Below are 17,596 nucleotides of genomic sequence, written 5' to 3' on the forward strand. Positions count from 1 at the left end.
AAAAAAGCTCATAATCGTACAACCGCGATTATGAGCTTTTTGTTTTTGACTATTTTTTCTCCTGCACAATGTAAATTGGTCGTTCTTTAACCTGCAAGAAGATTTTGCCAATATATCTTCCAATAATACCAATGCACAATAATTGTAAGCCACCAATTAATAAAATACTGCTTACCAGTGATGCCCAGCCTAATACTGCAGCATCTGGATTGAAAGCATGACGAATGATAACAGCTATAAAGCCAATGATCGACACTAATGAAGCAAAACTGCCAATCCAGACCGCAATATTTAAGGGAGCAAGCGAGAAGTCGGCAATTCCATCTGAAGCATATTTGAATAATTTCCATGCGCTCCAATCACTTGTACCGGCCACTCTTTCGACATTATGATAATCAAGATATTTTATTCTAAATCCGACCCAAGAAAAAATTCCTTTAGAAAAACGACTATATTCACGCATTTCTAACACAGCATCAACCACCTGTCTCGTCATCATTCGATAATCACGCGCACCGGAAACAATCTGGGTATTAGAAATACGATTAATAAACTTATAAAATTGATCGCTCAAGAAAGACTTAATCTTGGCCTCACCAGTTCGATCTACCCTTCTTGTTCCAATACAGTCCCATTCTCCTGACTCCAAAAGCTTATACATTTTAGGCAAGAACTCTGGCGGATCCTGCAAATCGACGTCCATGTCAACGATATAATCGCCAGTAGCATTTTTAAGACCAGCATATAAGGCTGCTTCTTTGCCAAAATTGCGCGAAAAGGACAAATAATGAACTTCTTCCGGATGTGCTTTATGCAGCTTGCGCAATTCATTTAAAGTATTATCTGTTGAACCATCATTGACGAAAATATACTCAATTTCCACCGGCATCTTTTTGACAACCTTTTCAACTGCCGGATAAAACAGCGGAACAGTTTCTTCTTCTTCATAGCAAGGAACAACAATTGATAACTTCTTCATTAATTTGCCTTCTTTATATACTTAAAAATACCAAAAGCCAATAAACTTAACCAAGCTAGAATGCTTAGACATAATAAAAGCAAAAACCAAATTGGCGTCTTGAAGTGCAATGTAGCAACATTTTCGCCAGCTTTCTGTGTAATAATCGAACTGCCGATTCTGCTTAATTGCGTTTTGATTTTTTTACCATTTACAGTTAGTTCAGATTGTTTATAAAGCACTACTGGCAATTTTATCTTGCCTGCTTTTTTTATTTTACCATTTGAGCTGCAAGACACCGCCACTCAACACTTGATAATGAAACTTGCCGCTCAAATCCAGCTCGACAATCTCACGCACATAAGCATTATCAACCTTTTTAGCAGATATTTTGCCATGGTATGTCGGCAGATAATCTGGATTTACTTTGATGATCAAATCAAGCCACGCGCGGCCGTTTGAACGAAGACTTGACCATGCTCAGTATTGCTGACGCCGAAGGTTCGATATTTATTTTTGAGACCTTGGACATAATTATAATGGCTGGCGTGCAAAGCTTGACTATTCTCGCCAGACTTTGCGTTTTTTACCGTATAAACCCGGCTCTGATTAAGAGCTGTATGCTGAATGATCCGGGAATAATTTGCACCAAAATTTTCAAAAATTACAAAAGCAAGACCGGCGTAAGCGACCTTCTACCAAGCCCGATATTTGCTTAATTCCGTCAAGCTTAAAGCAATTCCCAATCCTAATAACGAATAGGCAATGATTAAAAGTCGATGCGGAAATTGCAAATACGATTTTAAAAATGGCATTTGCTTTGCTCAGAGCCTGCCAATTGATTAAACAAGTAGAAAGAATATGGTTGAGACGATCTTTACCACTAATGCGTTTTGACCTAACAGCGTTACAAAAATGAAGATGCATGCTGTTGTAAACAGTGTCGTGATTTGTCCTACTAGCTAGTATTCAACAAACCGCCGCCACATATGATCATTCACTTTGAAGTTGGTATAAAGTTCCAGAAAAAATTATTGATTAAGCCGCAACTTGAAGAAATAAAATTTGCCAGTTCAGGATTGATTTTTTAGACAAATCGCTAATAGCCAATATATGCCGAAATCAACGACCAAGCCTAAAAACTCCAATCAAGCCATATTTAATTAGTTCAATAAAGCTTTCACTTCTTATTAGTGAAGCAACTTGTTGTTTCTCATCACTATATCCTACTTGCTATTCTTGTTAGTTTTTACGTTAGTATTTATGATAACGTATTTTAGTCAAAATTTGCATTACATTTAAAAAGCAAAACTTTTTTATGCATTTTAAATATGGAAACAAAAAAGCTGTCCCAAATAGGAAAGATCATTTAATTAAAAAAACTAATTTGCAGTACCTGAAGTTAATTGCGTCTCTAGTTGGGAATGAATAGCTTGATCCACTGACTAAATCAATGGTAGAAATGTATTTCTTAGATTGAATTTGGCCATTCTTAAAATATTTAGTGGAAGTAAATTTCCCAGATGGACCATTTTTAGTTACGCGATGATAAATTGTATAGTTGCCTGTACCTGCAATTTTAGTCACAGCTTTGCTGTAGCTTTTAGCAGAAACTGTTTCATTGCTTGCGATACCTACTGAACTTATGAACTTGTTAACAAAATACCTGCTGCTATGGCAGCAAATTTCCATTTACTTTTTATTCATATTCCTCCAAAACAAAAGAAACTAATACTCTAGTATTTTAGTTTCGTTTATTAATTACTAGTTTTTTATTAGAAGAATATTAATGCAGAAGTATTTTATATATATGTAGAGTATAATATAAAAAGTTCACAATTGTTTTTAGATATAGGAGATATTTATGGTAGAAACGGAAAATAATCCAAAAAAAATGATGTGGACTACCTTAGCAATGATGGCCTTCTCAACTGTCTGGGGCTTTGGTAACGTTGTTAATGGTTATGTCTACTTCGACGGAACAAGAGTTATTTTCAGCTGGATCGTCATGTTCCTGCTTTATTTTGTTCCTTATGCACTAATGGTTGGTGAACTTGGTGCTACTTTTAAAAACTCCGAAGGTGGTGTTTCCTCATGGGTTAACGCCACAATGGGTGCCAAATGGGCCTACTATGCAGGTTGGACCTATTGGGCTTGTCACGTTGTTTATATTTCAAGTAAAGGTACCGGTGGTTTGAGAGCCATGGCTTGGGGCATTTTTGGCAATACTAATTGGTATGATGCCTTGCCAACCTTTACCACACAATTAGCCACCTTAGCTGTCTTCTTATTCTTCTGCTGGGTTGCCAGTCGTGGTATTCCTGTTCTTAAAGGTTTAGCCACAGTTGCCGGAACTTCAATGTTTATCATGTCAATTCTATTCATCATCATGATGTTTGCAGCTCCTGCACTTAATCCACATGCTTCTTATTACAGCATTAACTGGAATTGGAAGAATTTGATGCCAACTTTCAATGCTAAATACCTAACCTCACTATCCATCTTGGTATTCGGGGTTGGTGGCTGTGAAAAGATTTCTCCTTATGTAAATAAGGTTAAAAATCCATCAAAGAACTTCCCTAAGGCAATGATGGCCTTAGCGATTATGGTTATGGTATCCGCTATTTTAGGAACATTTGCTATGGCTTTGATGTTTGATCCTAAAGTTGTTAACAACAACTTGAACGAATACATTTCTAACGGCGCATATATGGCCTTTGATAAATTGGGACAATACTACCATGTTGGCGGCTTATTCATGTACATCTATTCTTGGTGCAACGTTATTGGTCAGTTCTCTACTTTGGTAATCAGTATCGATGCGCCACTTAGAATGCTTTTGGGAAGCAAGGAAGCAAAAGAGTATATTCCTAAGCGCTTGTTGAAACTTAACAAACATGGTGCATATATCAATGGTATCTGGATGGTTATCATCCTTTCTGGTGGCTTAATCGTAGCCCAAGCTTTGCTTCCAAATGCTCAAGCAGTTATGGCTCAACTGGTTAAATTGAACTCAACTACAATGCCAATGCGTTACCTTTGGGTATTTGCAGCCTACATTGCGTTAAGAAAGAAACAACAAAAATTTGCTAAAAACACTACTTATCAGATGACTAAGCATCAAGGCTTAGCCTACACAGCTGGAATTTGGTGTTTCTTTGTTACTGCAGCCTGCTGTATCATGGGAATTTACTCACCAGATCCATTTACCTTGTTCTTAAATATCATTACGCCAATTATCTTGATCGCTTTGGGTATTATCTTGCCTGCTATCAAAAAGCATCAAGACGCCAAATTAAGTTAATCATATTTAGAATAATTATAAATAAAACCGTCCCTTTTCGGGCGGTTTTATTTTTTTAATGCTAAACTAAGCTTAGAAATATGAGGTGAGAAAATTGACTAGTGCTAAAGATATTCTTCATAATCATCATTTAAAGGCCACTAGGCCTAGACAAAAGATACTGGAATATCTGATGGAACATCACAATCATCCTACTGTGGATACAATATATACCGATCTGGCCCATAATCAGCAGCTTAACAAGGCAACGATATATAATACTTTAAACACTCTGATCAGTGTTGGCATTATAATTGAAATTAAAAATGGTGATAATTCGACTCACTATGACTTTTTCATGAAGCCCCATTTTCATATCATTTGTAAAAATTGCGGCAAAATTTCTGATGTTTTTTACCCAAATTTTTATCAGATTGAAAATAAAATGCGAGTTGAGGCTGAGAAACAAACCGGATTTAATGCCTTTTCCGGTCACCTGGAAATCTACGGTCTGTGTCCAGAATGTCAAAAATTAGAAAAGAAAGCACAAAAAAACAGCTAAAGCCAAGATTGCTTTAGCTGTTTTTATTTGTCTTACTTGAGACTATTGCTTTCAAGCAATTCAGCACGTTGAGCCAAGTTAGCGTATAACTTGTTGTCGCTGACTGAGATGCCTTCAATTTCACGTCCAGTAGTAAATGTGTATGACTTCTTGATAGTACCATCAGTGCCTAAACGAACGATCAAATCGTTAAAAGCAATGTAGAAGTTATTGTTAGTAGAATCATAAGTAAAGCCTTGAACTGGTTCGTTATTGCCTACAAAAGTGCTACTGGTTGCACCAACAATAGTTGGGTTCCAGTTATCACCGGTACGGTCAAATCTCCAGTATTCATAACGATCTTTAGTTGAATCGTAGTAAAGGCCATACATCAAGTAATCATTAACGATAACGGCATTCTTGAAGTAGCGTGGTGATGCGCTGCTGCCATTCCAGCATTTAATGGTCCAGATCTTGTGGATAGTTAAATCAGTCTTGTTAAGTTGAATGATTTCTTCAGAAGCAGCGGAGCCAACTTTAGTATTGTCATTAGCCAATAAGTAAACATACTTAGAACTTGAACCCATTGATTGACCGTGGCCAATTGGAACATATGGACTTACCTTAATGTTCTTAACGTAAGTATTAAATTTGCTTTGTGACATGGTTAATAAATATTGTGGGTTGTATGGATTTACAAGTTTGTTCAAGTTGTAGCCAACGACGTGACCAGAAGTCAAGTTGATGTGACTTAATAAACTAGTGTATGCCCAGCCATCTGAAACAGTAACCCCTTCTGGAATATGACCTACACGGTTGATATTACCATCACGAGTAGTATCAGTCTTAACGCTTAAGAAGACGGGTTGATATAATCTAGTAGTTAAAGTCATATCATCACTGGTCCAGCTGTGGGTCTTAGTTTCTGCGGTGAAATCTGTTGGACTTAAGTAGTTCAAAGATGCACCATAGTGGCTAACCCAACTGGGTAACTTGTTGGTACCTGTCTTAGCTGTAACCTTATCAGCATCAGCAATACCTTCAGAAGTAGTCTTTCTAACTGTTACAGTTGAAGTTGCTGAACCTGATCCATAAGAATATGTAACTTTGGTAGTACCAGCAGTACCACAATCAATGGTATCTTTTGAAACTGTTACTTCAGTATTGTCAACAACAGTACCAGTGCTATCGGTTGCATAGCTAATTGCGTCTCTAGTATTGAAACTATAATTTGGATTGTTTACCAAAGAAACTGTCTTAGGAACAGAAATCTTGTTTCGAGCAAAGTAACGTTGGTTTACCCAACCTACACGACGACCATCGACATAAATCAACCAATAAGTATACTTGCTGGTTTTAATACTTTGGTTTGATTGAATGTGGTTATAACGGAAATTAATTGCGTCTGCCACTTTGGTAGAAACCTTACCGTTACGAACATTTTTCCACACCGTGTAGTTTTTGCTACCGGCAACCTTGGTCATTAATTGATAACTAGTTACTGTTTGAGCGGCCTTTTTGGTCGTATCTGTTTTTTTGCTAATAGTGGCTTCATCAGTAGAAGCAGCATTTACACCATTGGCAAAACCAAATAAGCCAACGCCAAACAACGCAACTGAACCTACGGCTAAAAATTTCTTATAGTTCAAATTGTTTCCTCCATTACCTAAATACTCAGATAATGCTATTGTAATATAAAAGTGCTGAAATAAAAAATACAAAATCAATACGCTTTGTTTGACAGTCATGTGCATAAGTGATTTAATTAGCACTGTACTTGAAAGAGTGCTAATGATTTTTGAGGAGGCAAATATATGCTTGTACCTACAGTTATTGAGCAAACTGCGCGTGGTGAACGTGCTTATGACATTTACTCACGCCTATTAAAAGACAGAATTATTATGCTTCATGGCGAAATCAATGACCAAATGGCTAATTCAATTATCGCCCAATTATTATTTCTTGACGCACAAGACAATACAAAAGATATTTCACTTTACATCAATTCTCCAGGTGGTGTTATCACTTCTGGTCTTGCAATTATGGATACAATGAACTTTATTAAGTCGGATGTTTCAACAATTGCAATTGGGCTGGCTGCTTCAATGGCTTCAATCCTTTTGACCAGCGGTACTAAAGGCAAGCGTTTTGCTTTACCTAACTCTACTGTTTTGATTCACCAACCATTGGGTGGTGCTCAAGGTCAACAGACTGATATTCAAATCGCAGCTAATGAAATTTTGAAGAGCCGTAAGAAGATCAACAAAATTTTGCACGAAACTACTGGTCAACCTTTGGACAAGATTCAAAAGGATACCGAACGTGACAACTACTTAACTGCTGAAGAAGCTAAGGAATATGGCTTGATCGATGAGATTATGGTCAACAAGAAGAAGAAGTAATAGTTCTGCTAGTTAAAGCAAAAGACGAAGGAAAAATTTCCTTCGTCTTTTTTAGTCTCTTAAATTATCAGCAATTTCATGCAAACGTTTAAAGCGATGGTTAACGCCTGATTTTGAAATTGGGCCATCCGGTACTTGTTCAGCTACCTCTTTTAAGGAAAGTTCTGGATGTGTTAAACGGAATCTAGCCAAATTCTGCAACTTTTCAGGAAGGATATTAATGCCCTTTTTCTCATCGATCAGTTGAATATCTTCTACCTGCTTTGCAGCTGCTGTTGCTGTTTTTTTCAAATTAGCGGTATCGCAATTTACCAATCGATTAACTGAATTGCGCATATCACGCATAATTCTCAAATCTTCAAAAGACAGCATTGCATTCAATGCCCCAACAATATGCAAAAAGTCTCCGATCTTTTCAGCTTCCTTTAAATAAACAATGTAGCCACTGCGCCGCTTGGTTGTCTTTGCATTTAAGTAAAAATACTTATTCATCAGCTTAGCCAGATCTTCGTTATGGTCTTCATAAGTAGAATAAATTTCCAAATGATAACGACTGGTTTCCGGATTGTTTACGCTGCCACCGGCCAAAAAGGCACCTCGCAAATAAGACATTGCTCCTTCATGGGAATTCATAATTCGTTCGGGTACACGGGTAATCAAGCCCTTTTCTGGATCCCAAATCTGCAATGCTCCCAAAATATCGTTTACTTTTTGCTGCAGCCGAACCAGATATTGATTATTCTTCTTTAATTTCATCTTACGGGAAACGATCAATAGCGGCTCAACACCAAAAGCAACTTTAATTAAAGTAAAAACTCTTCTAGCAATGGCTGGATTTTCAGTTGTAATATCTAGACTAAATTGGTGATCGTGAAGATTTAAAACCCCGTTCATTCGCAAAAAAGCAGCTAACTCGGCTTTAGCGTGTTCCGGATGCACCTCCAAAGAAGTTAGCTCTTTTTTCACATCGCTAGCATAACTAGCCATTATCTTCATCCATACGCTTTCTTGACATCGCTTCGAAAGCTAAATTGATAATTTCTTTACCAACCTTATGTCCGTCATGGAAGACCAACCCATGGCGCTGATCAATAAAGTCGTCCGTAATTACTCGGCATTCTTGTTCTCTTAAACCTTTAAAATCATTTCTTACAGGTTCAAGGTATTCATCATAATCTTCTGGGTGGAATTTGCTCATATCGATTTTAGCGCCATTAACCAATGCCGTATTGATATAATGTCCGCCCAAATGCTCATTAATAACGCGTACGTGGTCGGCATCACTAAAGTGATCAGTTTCACCACGCTGAGTCATAATGTTGCAAATATAAATTACTTCAGCTTTGGTTTCGCGAACTGCTTGACCTAAGTTTGAAATCATCAAGTTAGGCAAAATCGAAGTAAATAAGCTTCCTGGGCCAAGTACAACGGCATCAGCCTGCATAATAGCTGCTAAAACAGGTAGCACCGCCGTTGGCTGTTCATCATCATCGGTGTCAGTTACCCAAACTCTTTTGATTCTTTTATCTTTTGAAGTAATTTCCGTTTCACCAGATTCTTTAGTCCCGTCAACAAATTCCGCATTTAAAGTCAACGGTTCATTCGAAGCCGGGAAAACGTGCCCATCGACATGCATCATCTTTGATAAACTTTGAACAGCATCGAAGATATTTCCATACATCTCATTCAAAGCAGCAATAATCAAATTACCGATAGCATGACCTGAGAAGAATGAATCCGATGAATCAAATCGATACTGGAAAACATCCTTTTCTTCTTGAGAAATATCACTTAAAGAAACCAAAACGTTTCTAATATCACCAGGTGGAACAACGTTAATAAAGTTGCGGATCGTACCTGAAGAGCCACCATCATCTGATACAGTGACAATCGCGGTGATTTCAGCATTTTGATCTTTTAGAGCATTGAGAATAACTGGCAAGCCTGTACCACCGCCAATAACTACAACACGTGGCCGTCTGCCTTTAATAACTCTAATGATTCTGTTTTCTGCATATGACACTTATGCCACCTACTTTCTTAGATAACGACTTACTTCACGGTGAGTAATATCAACAGGATACTTTTTAGCTAAATCGCGGGCCAATTGTTGAGCAATCGAAACGCTGCGGTGCTGGCCACCAGTACAGCCGATTGCAATTGTCAGCTTTTCCTTGCCTTCTTTAATATAGCCCGGAATCGCAGTATTCAGCAAATCAAGCAGCTTTTTATAAAAGGCCTGTGTTTCTTCCTTATTCATGACGTAATCAAATACGCGCTTATCAAGACCCGTAAATGGTCTTAATTCAGGAATATAGAATGGATTTGGCAAGAACCTGACATCCATCACAATATCAGCATCAATCGGCATCCCATATTTGAAACCAAATGACATAACTTCAATAGAGAATGGCTGACGTTTGCGATCGCTAAATTCACTCAAAAGCTTCTGTTTTAATTCTTTAGTAGAAATTTTGGACGTATCAATAATGTAATTTGATCTATTCTTGATTGGCGTCAAAATTCGTCTTTCTTCTTGAATTCCATCAAGAAGGCGGCCATTGGTGGCTAAAGGTGGAAGCCGTCTTGTTTCTTTATATCTTGCTACCAGAGTATCATCGGAGCAATCTAGAAAGACAATCGTTGCTTGCACATTGCCGTTATCTTCCAGGGAATTGACTTCATTAAGCAAATCATTGTAAAAATCCTTAACACGCAGGTCGATTACAACAGCAACTTTTTTGAAATCATTGGAATTGATAATCAAATCCCAAAAACTGCCCAGCAAAGTCGGTGGCAAATTATCGACGACAAAATATCCCATATCTTCAAGGGCATGGGCAGCAACCGTTTTTCCGGCCCCACTCATCCCGGTCACAATTAATAATTGTTTTTTCTCATCAGCCATAGTGCTTTCTCCTATCCAATTAATTATAGCATGCCGGGTGTTTCTTTTAAATCTTTTCAATAACAAAAAGAGCCTCTCGGCTCCTTTTGTTATTTCTTTAAATTAACGGTGCATCCAAGCAGTTATAATTTCGTTAATACCGAATACCAAAAGCCAAAACGCAACCAACCAGATCAAGCTAAGAGCAGCTAAAACTGGATTCAAAATTAAGACAACAGCGATAATCAAACTTAAAATGTTCATAATTAAGTTGAAAATGAAGTAGCCTGTTGAAAAGTCCTTCAAGTGCCATGAAAAACTGATTCCGACAATTGAATCAACGAAGAACCAAATAGAAAACAGGTAGGCAATTGTTAAGCCGCCGATATCGTATGAACATAAGAATAAAATACCCACGACGATATCAAGAATACCTGAGACTAAAGTTACCCAGCTGCGTGAGAAGAATTGACGGAAGCGTGAGTAGCCAGCCAGCCAAACAAGACCTTGTAAAATTGAAACAATCCCGAATACTAAAACAAAGGCATGCAAACCTTTTTCAGGGTTACGAATAAGCAAAAATGCAACTACGACCATCAAAATACCGGCAATAAATGCACCCCAGTCGAAGCCACGATTATTATCTCTAGAAAAACTATCCATGTTTTATCCTCCTTGTTCTTCATTCTACATCATTCTACACTAATTAGAAAATAATAAAATAATTATTTTGTTTTATTTGACTTCTTAGCTTCTTTTGTCAATTCAGTGTCTCTCTTTAAAACAGGAGCAAGATATTGGCCGGTATAGCTTTCTTTAACTTCTGCTATTTCTTCTGGCGTTCCGGTAGCTACGACCATGCCGCCGCCATCGCCGCCTTCTGGTCCAAGATCAATCAGCCAGTCCGCACACTTAATCACATCTAAGTTGTGTTCAATAATTAAAACGGTGTTTCCTTCATCAACCAAACGTTGGAGAACATTCATCAGGCGTTTTATATCATCTGTATGCAGACCAGTCGTTGGTTCATCCAGAATATAGAAGTTTTTGCCTGTCGACAGTTTTTGCAATTCGGCAGCCAGTTTCATTCTTTGAGCTTCACCACCGGAAAGAGTAGTTGCAGACTGACCAAGTTTTACATAGCCCAGACCTACATCGACAATAGTTTGCAGCTTGCGTTCAATTTTTGGAATGTTCTTGAAAAACTCCGTTGCTTCGTTGATTGTCATGTCTAACACTTGGGCAATATTCTTTTCACGGTAAGTTACTTCGAGCGTTTCAGAGTTATAACGCGTACCATGGCAGACCTCGCAAGGCACATAAACATCCGGTAAAAAGTTCATCTCAATCTTGATAATTCCATCACCATGACAGGCTTCACATCTACCACCTTTAACATTGAATGAAAAGCGAGCCTTGGTATAGCCGCGCATTTTTGCTTCATTGGTTTGCGCAAACAGCGCTCTAATATCATCGAATACGCTAGTATAAGTTGCTGGATTGCTGCGTGGCGTTCTGCCAATTGGGCTCTGGTCAATATCAATAATTTTTTCGATATTTTTATATCCAGTAATACTCTTAAATTTACCTGGTTTAGTTGAATTATGATTTAGCTTTTGTGCTAGAGCCCGTTTCAAAATCATATTAACCAGAGTTGATTTGCCTGAACCAGAAACACCTGTCACCACGATCAGTTTTCCAAGTGGAAAATCAACATTGATATTTTTTAAATTGTTTTCAGCTGCACTCTTGATTGTGATCTTTTTGCCATTGCCTTTACGGCGTTTAAGCGGAACAGGTACGAACTTTTTGCCAGAAAGATATTGGCCGGTTAAAGAATTAGGATTTTTTTCAACTTCTTGCGGGGTACCAGCAGCCATCACCTTGCCGCCATATATACCAGCACCAGGACCCATATCAACCAAATAATCGGCCTGCCGCATAGTTTCATCATCGTGTTCAACAACAATCAGCGAATTGCCCAAATCCCGCATGCGTTTCAAAGACTTGATCAAACGATCATTGTCACGCTGGTGCAAACCAATTGAAGGTTCATCTAGCACATACATAACGCCGGACAAGTTAGACCCAATTTGGGTGGCTAACCTGATTCGCTGTGCCTCACCACCAGACAAAGTATCAGCAGAACGTGACAAAGTCAGATAATCAAGTCCAACGCTCACCAAGAAGGAAAGACGATCTCTAACCTCTTTCAAGATCGGTCGTGCAATCGTGGTCTTTTGCTCATTTAACTTTAGCTGCTTAAAGAATTTAAGTGCTTTATCGATTGATAAATCTGAGGCTTCAGCAATGTCCTTGCCATCAATCTTTACAGCCAAAGCTTTTTCATTCAAACGCTTGCCATGACAGGTCGCACAGGTTAATTCCGTCATGTATTTGCCCATCGCATCCCGCATGAATTTTGACATTGGGTGGCGATAGCGTCGATCAATATTGACCATGATTCCTTCAAATGGCTGTGTGGTATCATTAACGCCAAAATCGCCTGTTAAATGGAATTTAATGGCCTTTTTTGAACCAAATAAAATTGTTTCTTTTTGGTGTTGGGTTAATTTATTAAACGGCTTATCCATTGGAATTTTCAAAGCTGCACAGGCTTGTTCCAACATGCCGCTATAATATTTGGAATTCTTCCAGGGAATAAGTGCACCCTCTGCCAAAGTTTTGCTTTTATCGGGGATAACTAAATCTTCATCAACTGAAAGTTTCATCCCTAAACCATCACAGGCCGGACAAGCACCGAATGGGGCATTAAATGAAAATAATCGTGGTTCCATTTCACCCACTGTAAAGCCACATTTTGGACAAGCATAGTACTCAGAAAAGTTAAGCATCTTGCCACCAATCACATCAACGTTCATATAGCCATCAGACAAACGCAATGCAGCTTCAACTGAATCAAACAGGCGTGAACGAATGCTTGGCTTAACGATTAAACGATCAACTACGATATCGATTGAGTGGCGCTTGTTTTTTTTAAGAGAAAAATCTTCGCCTATTTCATGCATTTCTCCATCGACAACCACGCGCACATAACCAGCACGTTGAACCCGTTTGAAAACTTCCTTATGCTCACCGCGCTTGTCACGAATGACTGGTGCAAACAATTGAATTTTGCTGCGTTCAGGCAAAGCCATGATGCGGTCGACCATTTGATCCACACTCTGACGCTCGATCACAGTACCATCATTTGGACAAATTGGCGTGCCAACTCTTGCCCACAACAAGCGAAGGTAATCATTGATTTCTGTAACCGTACCAACTGTTGAACGAGGATTATGCGATGTCGTCTTTTGGTTGATGGAAATTGCAGGATTTAAACCATCGATTGAATCAACATCTGGCTTATCCATTTGTCCTAAAAATTGCCGCGCATAGCTCGAAAGAGACTGAACATAACGCCGTCTTCCTTCTGCATATAAGGTATCAAAAGCTAAAGAACTTTTGCCTGAACCAGATAAGCCCGTTACCACAACTAGCTTATTCTTGGGAATTGTTAAATTCACATCTTTAAGATTGTGCTCGCGAGCACCACGAATTACGATTTGATCATTTGCCATTGAATGTCTTCCCTTTTCTCTTAATCGGCTTCTTGACTGATTTTTGCAATTCCATCATTGCGTCCCGCAAATTGGCTGCTTCTTCAAAATCGAGTTTTTTGGCAGCTTCTTGCATTTGTGCTTTGAGACTGTCGATCATCTTTTCTTTTTGCTTCTTTGTTAATTCATCGAAGTTCAAATCAGCAAAGCTATCCGACTTTTTATCCTTGTCATCAACTTGCTTGGTCGCTGAAATTGCTTGCCGAATTGGCTTGATAATTGTTTTTGGCGTTATGCCATGTTCTTTATTGAATTCCATCTGAATCTTGCGCCGACGGTTAGTTGCATCGATCGCTTCGCGCATTGAGTCGGTAATTGAATCAGCATACATGATTACTTCACCGTGAGCATTACGAGCAGCCCGACCCATGGTCTGAACTAATGGCCGATATGCTCTTAAGAACCCCTCTTTATCCGCATCCAGAATTGCAACCAACGAAACTTCAGGAACGTCAATTCCTTCACGCAAAAGGTTAATTCCAATCAAAACGTCAAACTTGCCCAGTCGCAAATCGCGTAAAATTTGCATTCGTTCCAGCGTTTTAATATCGGAGTGAAGATAGCGAACCTTTATCCCAAGATCCTTCAAATAATCGGTTAAATCTTCAGCCATCTTTTTAGTAAGCGTAGTTACAAAAACACGCTCATTTCGTTCAATGCGTTTGTTGATTTCACCAACCAAATCATCGATCTGCCCTTCAATTGGGCGAACTTCTACTTTAGGATCCAGCAATCCGGTTGGTCGGATAATTTGTTCAACCTTATGATTGGTCCGTTCTAATTCATAATCTCCGGGTGTAGCGGAGACATATAAAATCTGGTTGACATGTTTTTCAAATTCAGAAAGCTTAAGTGGACGATTATCCAAAGCAGATGGCAAACGGAAACCATAATCAATCAACGTTTTCTTACGATTACGGTCACCATTGTACATCGCTCTTAATTCCGGCATTGTAGCATGGGATTCGTCGATTAAAATCAAAAAGTCATCTGGGAAGAAATCAAGCAAAGTATATGGTGGTTCACCGGCCTTCCGCCCTTCCATATGGCGAGAATAGTTTTCAATACCGTTAGTGTAGCCAACTTCACTCATCATTTCCATATCATAAGTCGTTCGCTGCTTAATCCTTTGCGCTTCAAGCAGCTTGCCTTCGCCTTCAAATTTTTTGACTTGAACGTTCATTTCCTGCGAAATAGCTTGCAATGCACGCCGCATCTGTTCATCGTTGGTCATGAAGTGCGTAGCTGGGAATAATGAAATACTTTCCCGTTCACCAAAAATTTCACCAGTCAGAGAGTCGATTTCGACAATACGATCAATTTCATCACCAAAAAATTCAATCCGATAAGCATGTTTGGAATTACCGGCTGGGAAGACTTCAACAACATCGCCTCGAACGCGGAAACGACCACGTCCAAAGTCGATATCGTTACGATCATATTGAATGTTGACGAGATCCCGCAATAAGACGTTTCGCTCAATCTCATCACCTTCATGCAAAGTCAAAACACTTCTTGCGTATTCCCGTGGATCACCTAATCCATAAATACATGAAACAGAAGCCACGACAATAACATCGTTTCTTTCCATCAAGGCTGAGGTGGCAGCGTGACGAAGCTGATCAATTTCATCATTGATCGCAGAATCTTTTTCAATGTAAGTATCTGACTGCGGAACATAAGCTTCCGGCTGATAATAGTCATAGTAGGATACAAAATATTCAACAGCATTATGCGGAAAAAAGCTCTTAAATTCGCCATATAGTTGTCCAACCAAAGTTTTATTGTGCGATATTACCAAAGTTGGCTTATTTAATTTAGCAATGATATTGGCCATTGTGAAAGTTTTACCCGTTCCCGTGGCACCTTCAAGAATCTGTTCTTTATATCCTTTTTTAAAACCAGCGGTAAGTTTATCAATTGCTTGTTGCTGGTCACCAGCGGGACTGTATTTAGAAACTAGTTCGAATTTGCGATTTTCTTGTCGTTTAATCATTTGCCAAAGACTCCTCGTAAAAAAAGTTGGACTAAAAGCCCAACTTTCTTATTTTAACGTCTTCAATTTTACTACATCGAACGTGTTTTCGCACTAAATTTGCATTATTTTAATAGTCTTGACAAAGCATCTTGATAATCTTCAGCAGCTTTTTCTGCAGTTTCAATATCCTTCCGGTTAACGCCAACATATGCCTTAATAACAGGCTCGGTACCGGATGGACGTAAAGCCACCCAGGTTTCATCATCTAAGAAGTATTTCAAAACATTTGATTTTGGAAAACCGGTTAAGGCTTCTGAATTGCCATTCTCAGTCGTTATTTGTTCTTCGAAGTCTTGAATTTTAACTACTTTGGCACCATTAATTTCAGACAAATGCTCTTGACGAAGACGACTCATTAATTCTGCCATCTTCTTTTGGCCACCGATTCCTGGCATTTCAATTGCTTTAGTAATTTCATAAGCAACGCCGTATTTCTTCCAGATTTCTTGCAAGCCATCAAAAACGGTCATGTTCTTAGAAGCATAATAGCTAGCTACTTCTGCAAACATTAAAGCTCCCTGCATAGCATCCTTATCACGAGCAAACGGCTTAAATAAGTAGCCATAGCTTTCTTCAAAGCCCATCAAGAATTTAGCATCCTGCGCTTTGTTCATACGATCGACTTCTTCGCCGATGTACTTGAATCCAGTTAAAACATGTTTGGTTTTAATTCCGAAATCCTTAGCAATCTTAAATGGCAAAGCACTTGAAACTACTGAAGTGACAATTTCATAATTTGCATCCAGCTTGCCGCTTTCTTTCAAGTGAACCAATAAGTAATATGCCATTAAGGTGGCAATTTGATTGCCAGTCAATACTTGGAAGTCGCCATTGTCTTTTCTAACTGCGGCACCCATACGATCGGCATCTGGGTCAGTAGCAATAATGACGTTGGCATTAACTTTATCGGCCAATTTGAAGCCTGGTTTGAAAACGTCACGGTATTCAGGATTAGGTTTGATTGTTGTCGGAAATTCTGGGTCAATAATTGATTGACTCGGAACAGGAATAATATTATCAAAGCCGCTTTGTCTAAATGCACGATCATACAGCATCTTGCCTGTACCATGAAGCGGAGTATAAATAATTTTTAGCTTATCGGCGTTTTGCTTGATCATTTCTGTATCAATGTTGACTTGTTTCAAGTGTTCAAGATAGGCTTCATCAACATCTTCACCAATTAATTGCAAAAGACCATCTGCACGGAGTTGTGGTACCGGAGCAGCCTTAACAGAAAAGATATCCTTTACCTTTTGTGCATATGCAAATAAACGATTAGCATGTTCTGGCGCCATCTGTGCACCATCTTCGCCATATGCCTTATAACCGTTGTATTGCTTGGCATTATGTGAAGCCGTGATATTAATACCTGCAAAAGTATGCAAATAACGAACGGCAAATGACAATTCTGGCGTTGGGCGCAAGTCATCAAACAAGTAGACGTGAATGCCATGGGCACCCAAAATTCTTGCAGCATGTTCTGCGAATTCTCTTGAGTGGTAACGTGAATCAAAAGAAATAGCAACACCACGCTTTTTAGCTTCTTCACCATTTTCGTCGATTAAGCGGGCCCAACCCTCAGTCACGCGACCAATTGTAAACAAATTAATTCGATTAGTTCCAGGTTCTAGACGTCCACGCATTCCAGCCGTTCCGAAATTGATATCCTGACCAAATGCATCTTCAATCCATTTTTCATCTTTACCTAAAGTATTTAATTGATCTTGTAAATAATCTGGCAAATTAGTAGCAGCTTGCCATTGTTCATAAATTTCTTTTGCTAACATGAATGCCTCAATTCTTATCTAAAATTAAATTCTCAGTTAATATTGTACCATTTTTTGTAAAAAAAAGAGACCCACTTAAG

General features: G+C 38.7%; 14 protein-coding genes and 2 pseudogenes. 3 read left to right on the top strand and 13 right to left on the bottom strand.

The annotated features are described in order from the left end of the window. Nucleotides 1-49 precede the first annotated feature (49 nt). From D0Z64_RS04690 to D0Z64_RS04705, 5 genes and pseudogenes are all read right to left on the bottom strand, one after another. Nucleotides 50-979: a glycosyltransferase family 2 protein gene (locus D0Z64_RS04690; RefSeq protein WP_006352185.1), complete on the bottom strand. Its 930-nt coding sequence runs from the start codon at nucleotides 977-979 to the stop codon at nucleotides 50-52. Then, entirely contained in the window at nucleotides 979-1,209 is a 231-nt protein-coding gene (locus D0Z64_RS04695) for a hypothetical protein (protein WP_080881546.1), read from the bottom strand. Before D0Z64_RS04695 ends, D0Z64_RS04690 begins: the two co-directional genes overlap by 1 nt. Before the next feature lie 25 nt (nucleotides 1,210-1,234). Beyond that, nucleotides 1,235-1,396, bottom strand: a complete 162-nt coding sequence (locus tag D0Z64_RS08335) for a hypothetical protein (protein ID WP_155860197.1) — start codon at nucleotides 1,394-1,396, stop codon at nucleotides 1,235-1,237. Nucleotides 1,397-1,800: 404 nt separating this feature from the next. Continuing rightward, nucleotides 1,801-2,149: pseudogene (locus tag D0Z64_RS08530) on the bottom strand (GtrA family protein). 264 nt (nucleotides 2,150-2,413) lie between these two features. Further along, a pseudogene (locus tag D0Z64_RS04705) lies at nucleotides 2,414-2,634 on the bottom strand (hypothetical protein); the annotation flags it as partial. A gap of 188 nt (nucleotides 2,635-2,822) precedes the next feature. Here D0Z64_RS04705 and D0Z64_RS04710 point away from each other — a divergent pair. After that, nucleotides 2,823-4,262 carry an APC family permease gene (locus tag D0Z64_RS04710; protein WP_080881548.1) on the top strand — a complete coding sequence of 480 codons (1,440 nt, stop codon included), beginning with the start codon at nucleotides 2,823-2,825 and terminating at the stop codon, nucleotides 4,260-4,262. Nucleotides 4,263-4,356: 94 nt separating this feature from the next. Further along, nucleotides 4,357-4,803, top strand: coding sequence for a Fur family transcriptional regulator (locus D0Z64_RS04715; protein ID WP_241244166.1), 447 nt, complete (start codon nucleotides 4,357-4,359; stop codon nucleotides 4,801-4,803). A gap of 32 nt (nucleotides 4,804-4,835) precedes the next feature. Here the strand turns inward: D0Z64_RS04715 and D0Z64_RS04720 are convergent, their stop codons facing one another. Beyond that, complete coding sequence (locus D0Z64_RS04720) at nucleotides 4,836-6,431, bottom strand: GW dipeptide domain-containing protein (RefSeq protein WP_080881550.1); 1,596 nt, start codon at nucleotides 6,429-6,431, stop codon at nucleotides 4,836-4,838. A gap of 165 nt (nucleotides 6,432-6,596) precedes the next feature. Here D0Z64_RS04720 and clpP point away from each other — a divergent pair, with 165 nt between their 5' ends. Beyond that, the gene (gene clpP, locus D0Z64_RS04725) at nucleotides 6,597-7,184 is read left to right on the top strand and encodes an ATP-dependent Clp endopeptidase proteolytic subunit ClpP (protein WP_006351847.1); all 588 of its coding nucleotides are present in this window, start codon (nucleotides 6,597-6,599) and stop codon (nucleotides 7,182-7,184) included. Between the two features lie 51 nt (nucleotides 7,185-7,235). On the opposite strand, the gene whiA is transcribed toward clpP, so the two are convergent. From whiA to D0Z64_RS04760, 7 genes are all read right to left on the bottom strand, one after another. After that, nucleotides 7,236-8,171 carry a DNA-binding protein WhiA gene (gene whiA / locus D0Z64_RS04730; RefSeq protein WP_080881896.1) on the bottom strand — a complete coding sequence of 312 codons (936 nt, stop codon included), beginning with the start codon at nucleotides 8,169-8,171 and terminating at the stop codon, nucleotides 7,236-7,238. After that, nucleotides 8,164-9,207, bottom strand: coding sequence for a gluconeogenesis factor YvcK family protein (locus D0Z64_RS04735; RefSeq protein WP_080881551.1), 1,044 nt, complete (start codon nucleotides 9,205-9,207; stop codon nucleotides 8,164-8,166). Before D0Z64_RS04735 ends, whiA begins: the two co-directional genes overlap by 8 nt. Nucleotides 9,208-9,216: 9 nt before the next feature. After that, complete coding sequence (gene rapZ / locus D0Z64_RS04740; protein ID WP_006351850.1) at nucleotides 9,217-10,092, bottom strand: RNase adapter RapZ; 876 nt, start codon at nucleotides 10,090-10,092, stop codon at nucleotides 9,217-9,219. A gap of 102 nt (nucleotides 10,093-10,194) precedes the next feature. Continuing rightward, entirely contained in the window at nucleotides 10,195-10,734 is a 540-nt protein-coding gene (locus tag D0Z64_RS04745) for an HdeD family acid-resistance protein (RefSeq protein WP_080881552.1), read from the bottom strand. Between the two features lie 62 nt (nucleotides 10,735-10,796). Continuing rightward, the gene (gene uvrA / locus D0Z64_RS04750) at nucleotides 10,797-13,652 is read right to left on the bottom strand and encodes an excinuclease ABC subunit UvrA (protein ID WP_080881553.1); all 2,856 of its coding nucleotides are present in this window, start codon (nucleotides 13,650-13,652) and stop codon (nucleotides 10,797-10,799) included. Continuing rightward, nucleotides 13,642-15,687, bottom strand: coding sequence for an excinuclease ABC subunit UvrB (uvrB, locus tag D0Z64_RS04755; protein WP_127345671.1), 2,046 nt, complete (start codon nucleotides 15,685-15,687; stop codon nucleotides 13,642-13,644). Before uvrB ends, uvrA begins: the two co-directional genes overlap by 11 nt. 104 nt (nucleotides 15,688-15,791) lie before the next feature. Further along, complete coding sequence (locus D0Z64_RS04760; protein ID WP_006351854.1) at nucleotides 15,792-17,516, bottom strand: phospho-sugar mutase; 1,725 nt, start codon at nucleotides 17,514-17,516, stop codon at nucleotides 15,792-15,794. Nucleotides 17,517-17,596 lie beyond the last annotated feature (80 nt).

Source organism: Lactobacillus amylolyticus (genome assembly GCF_003999355.1).
GTDB classification, from domain to species: domain Bacteria; phylum Bacillota; class Bacilli; order Lactobacillales; family Lactobacillaceae; genus Lactobacillus; species Lactobacillus amylolyticus.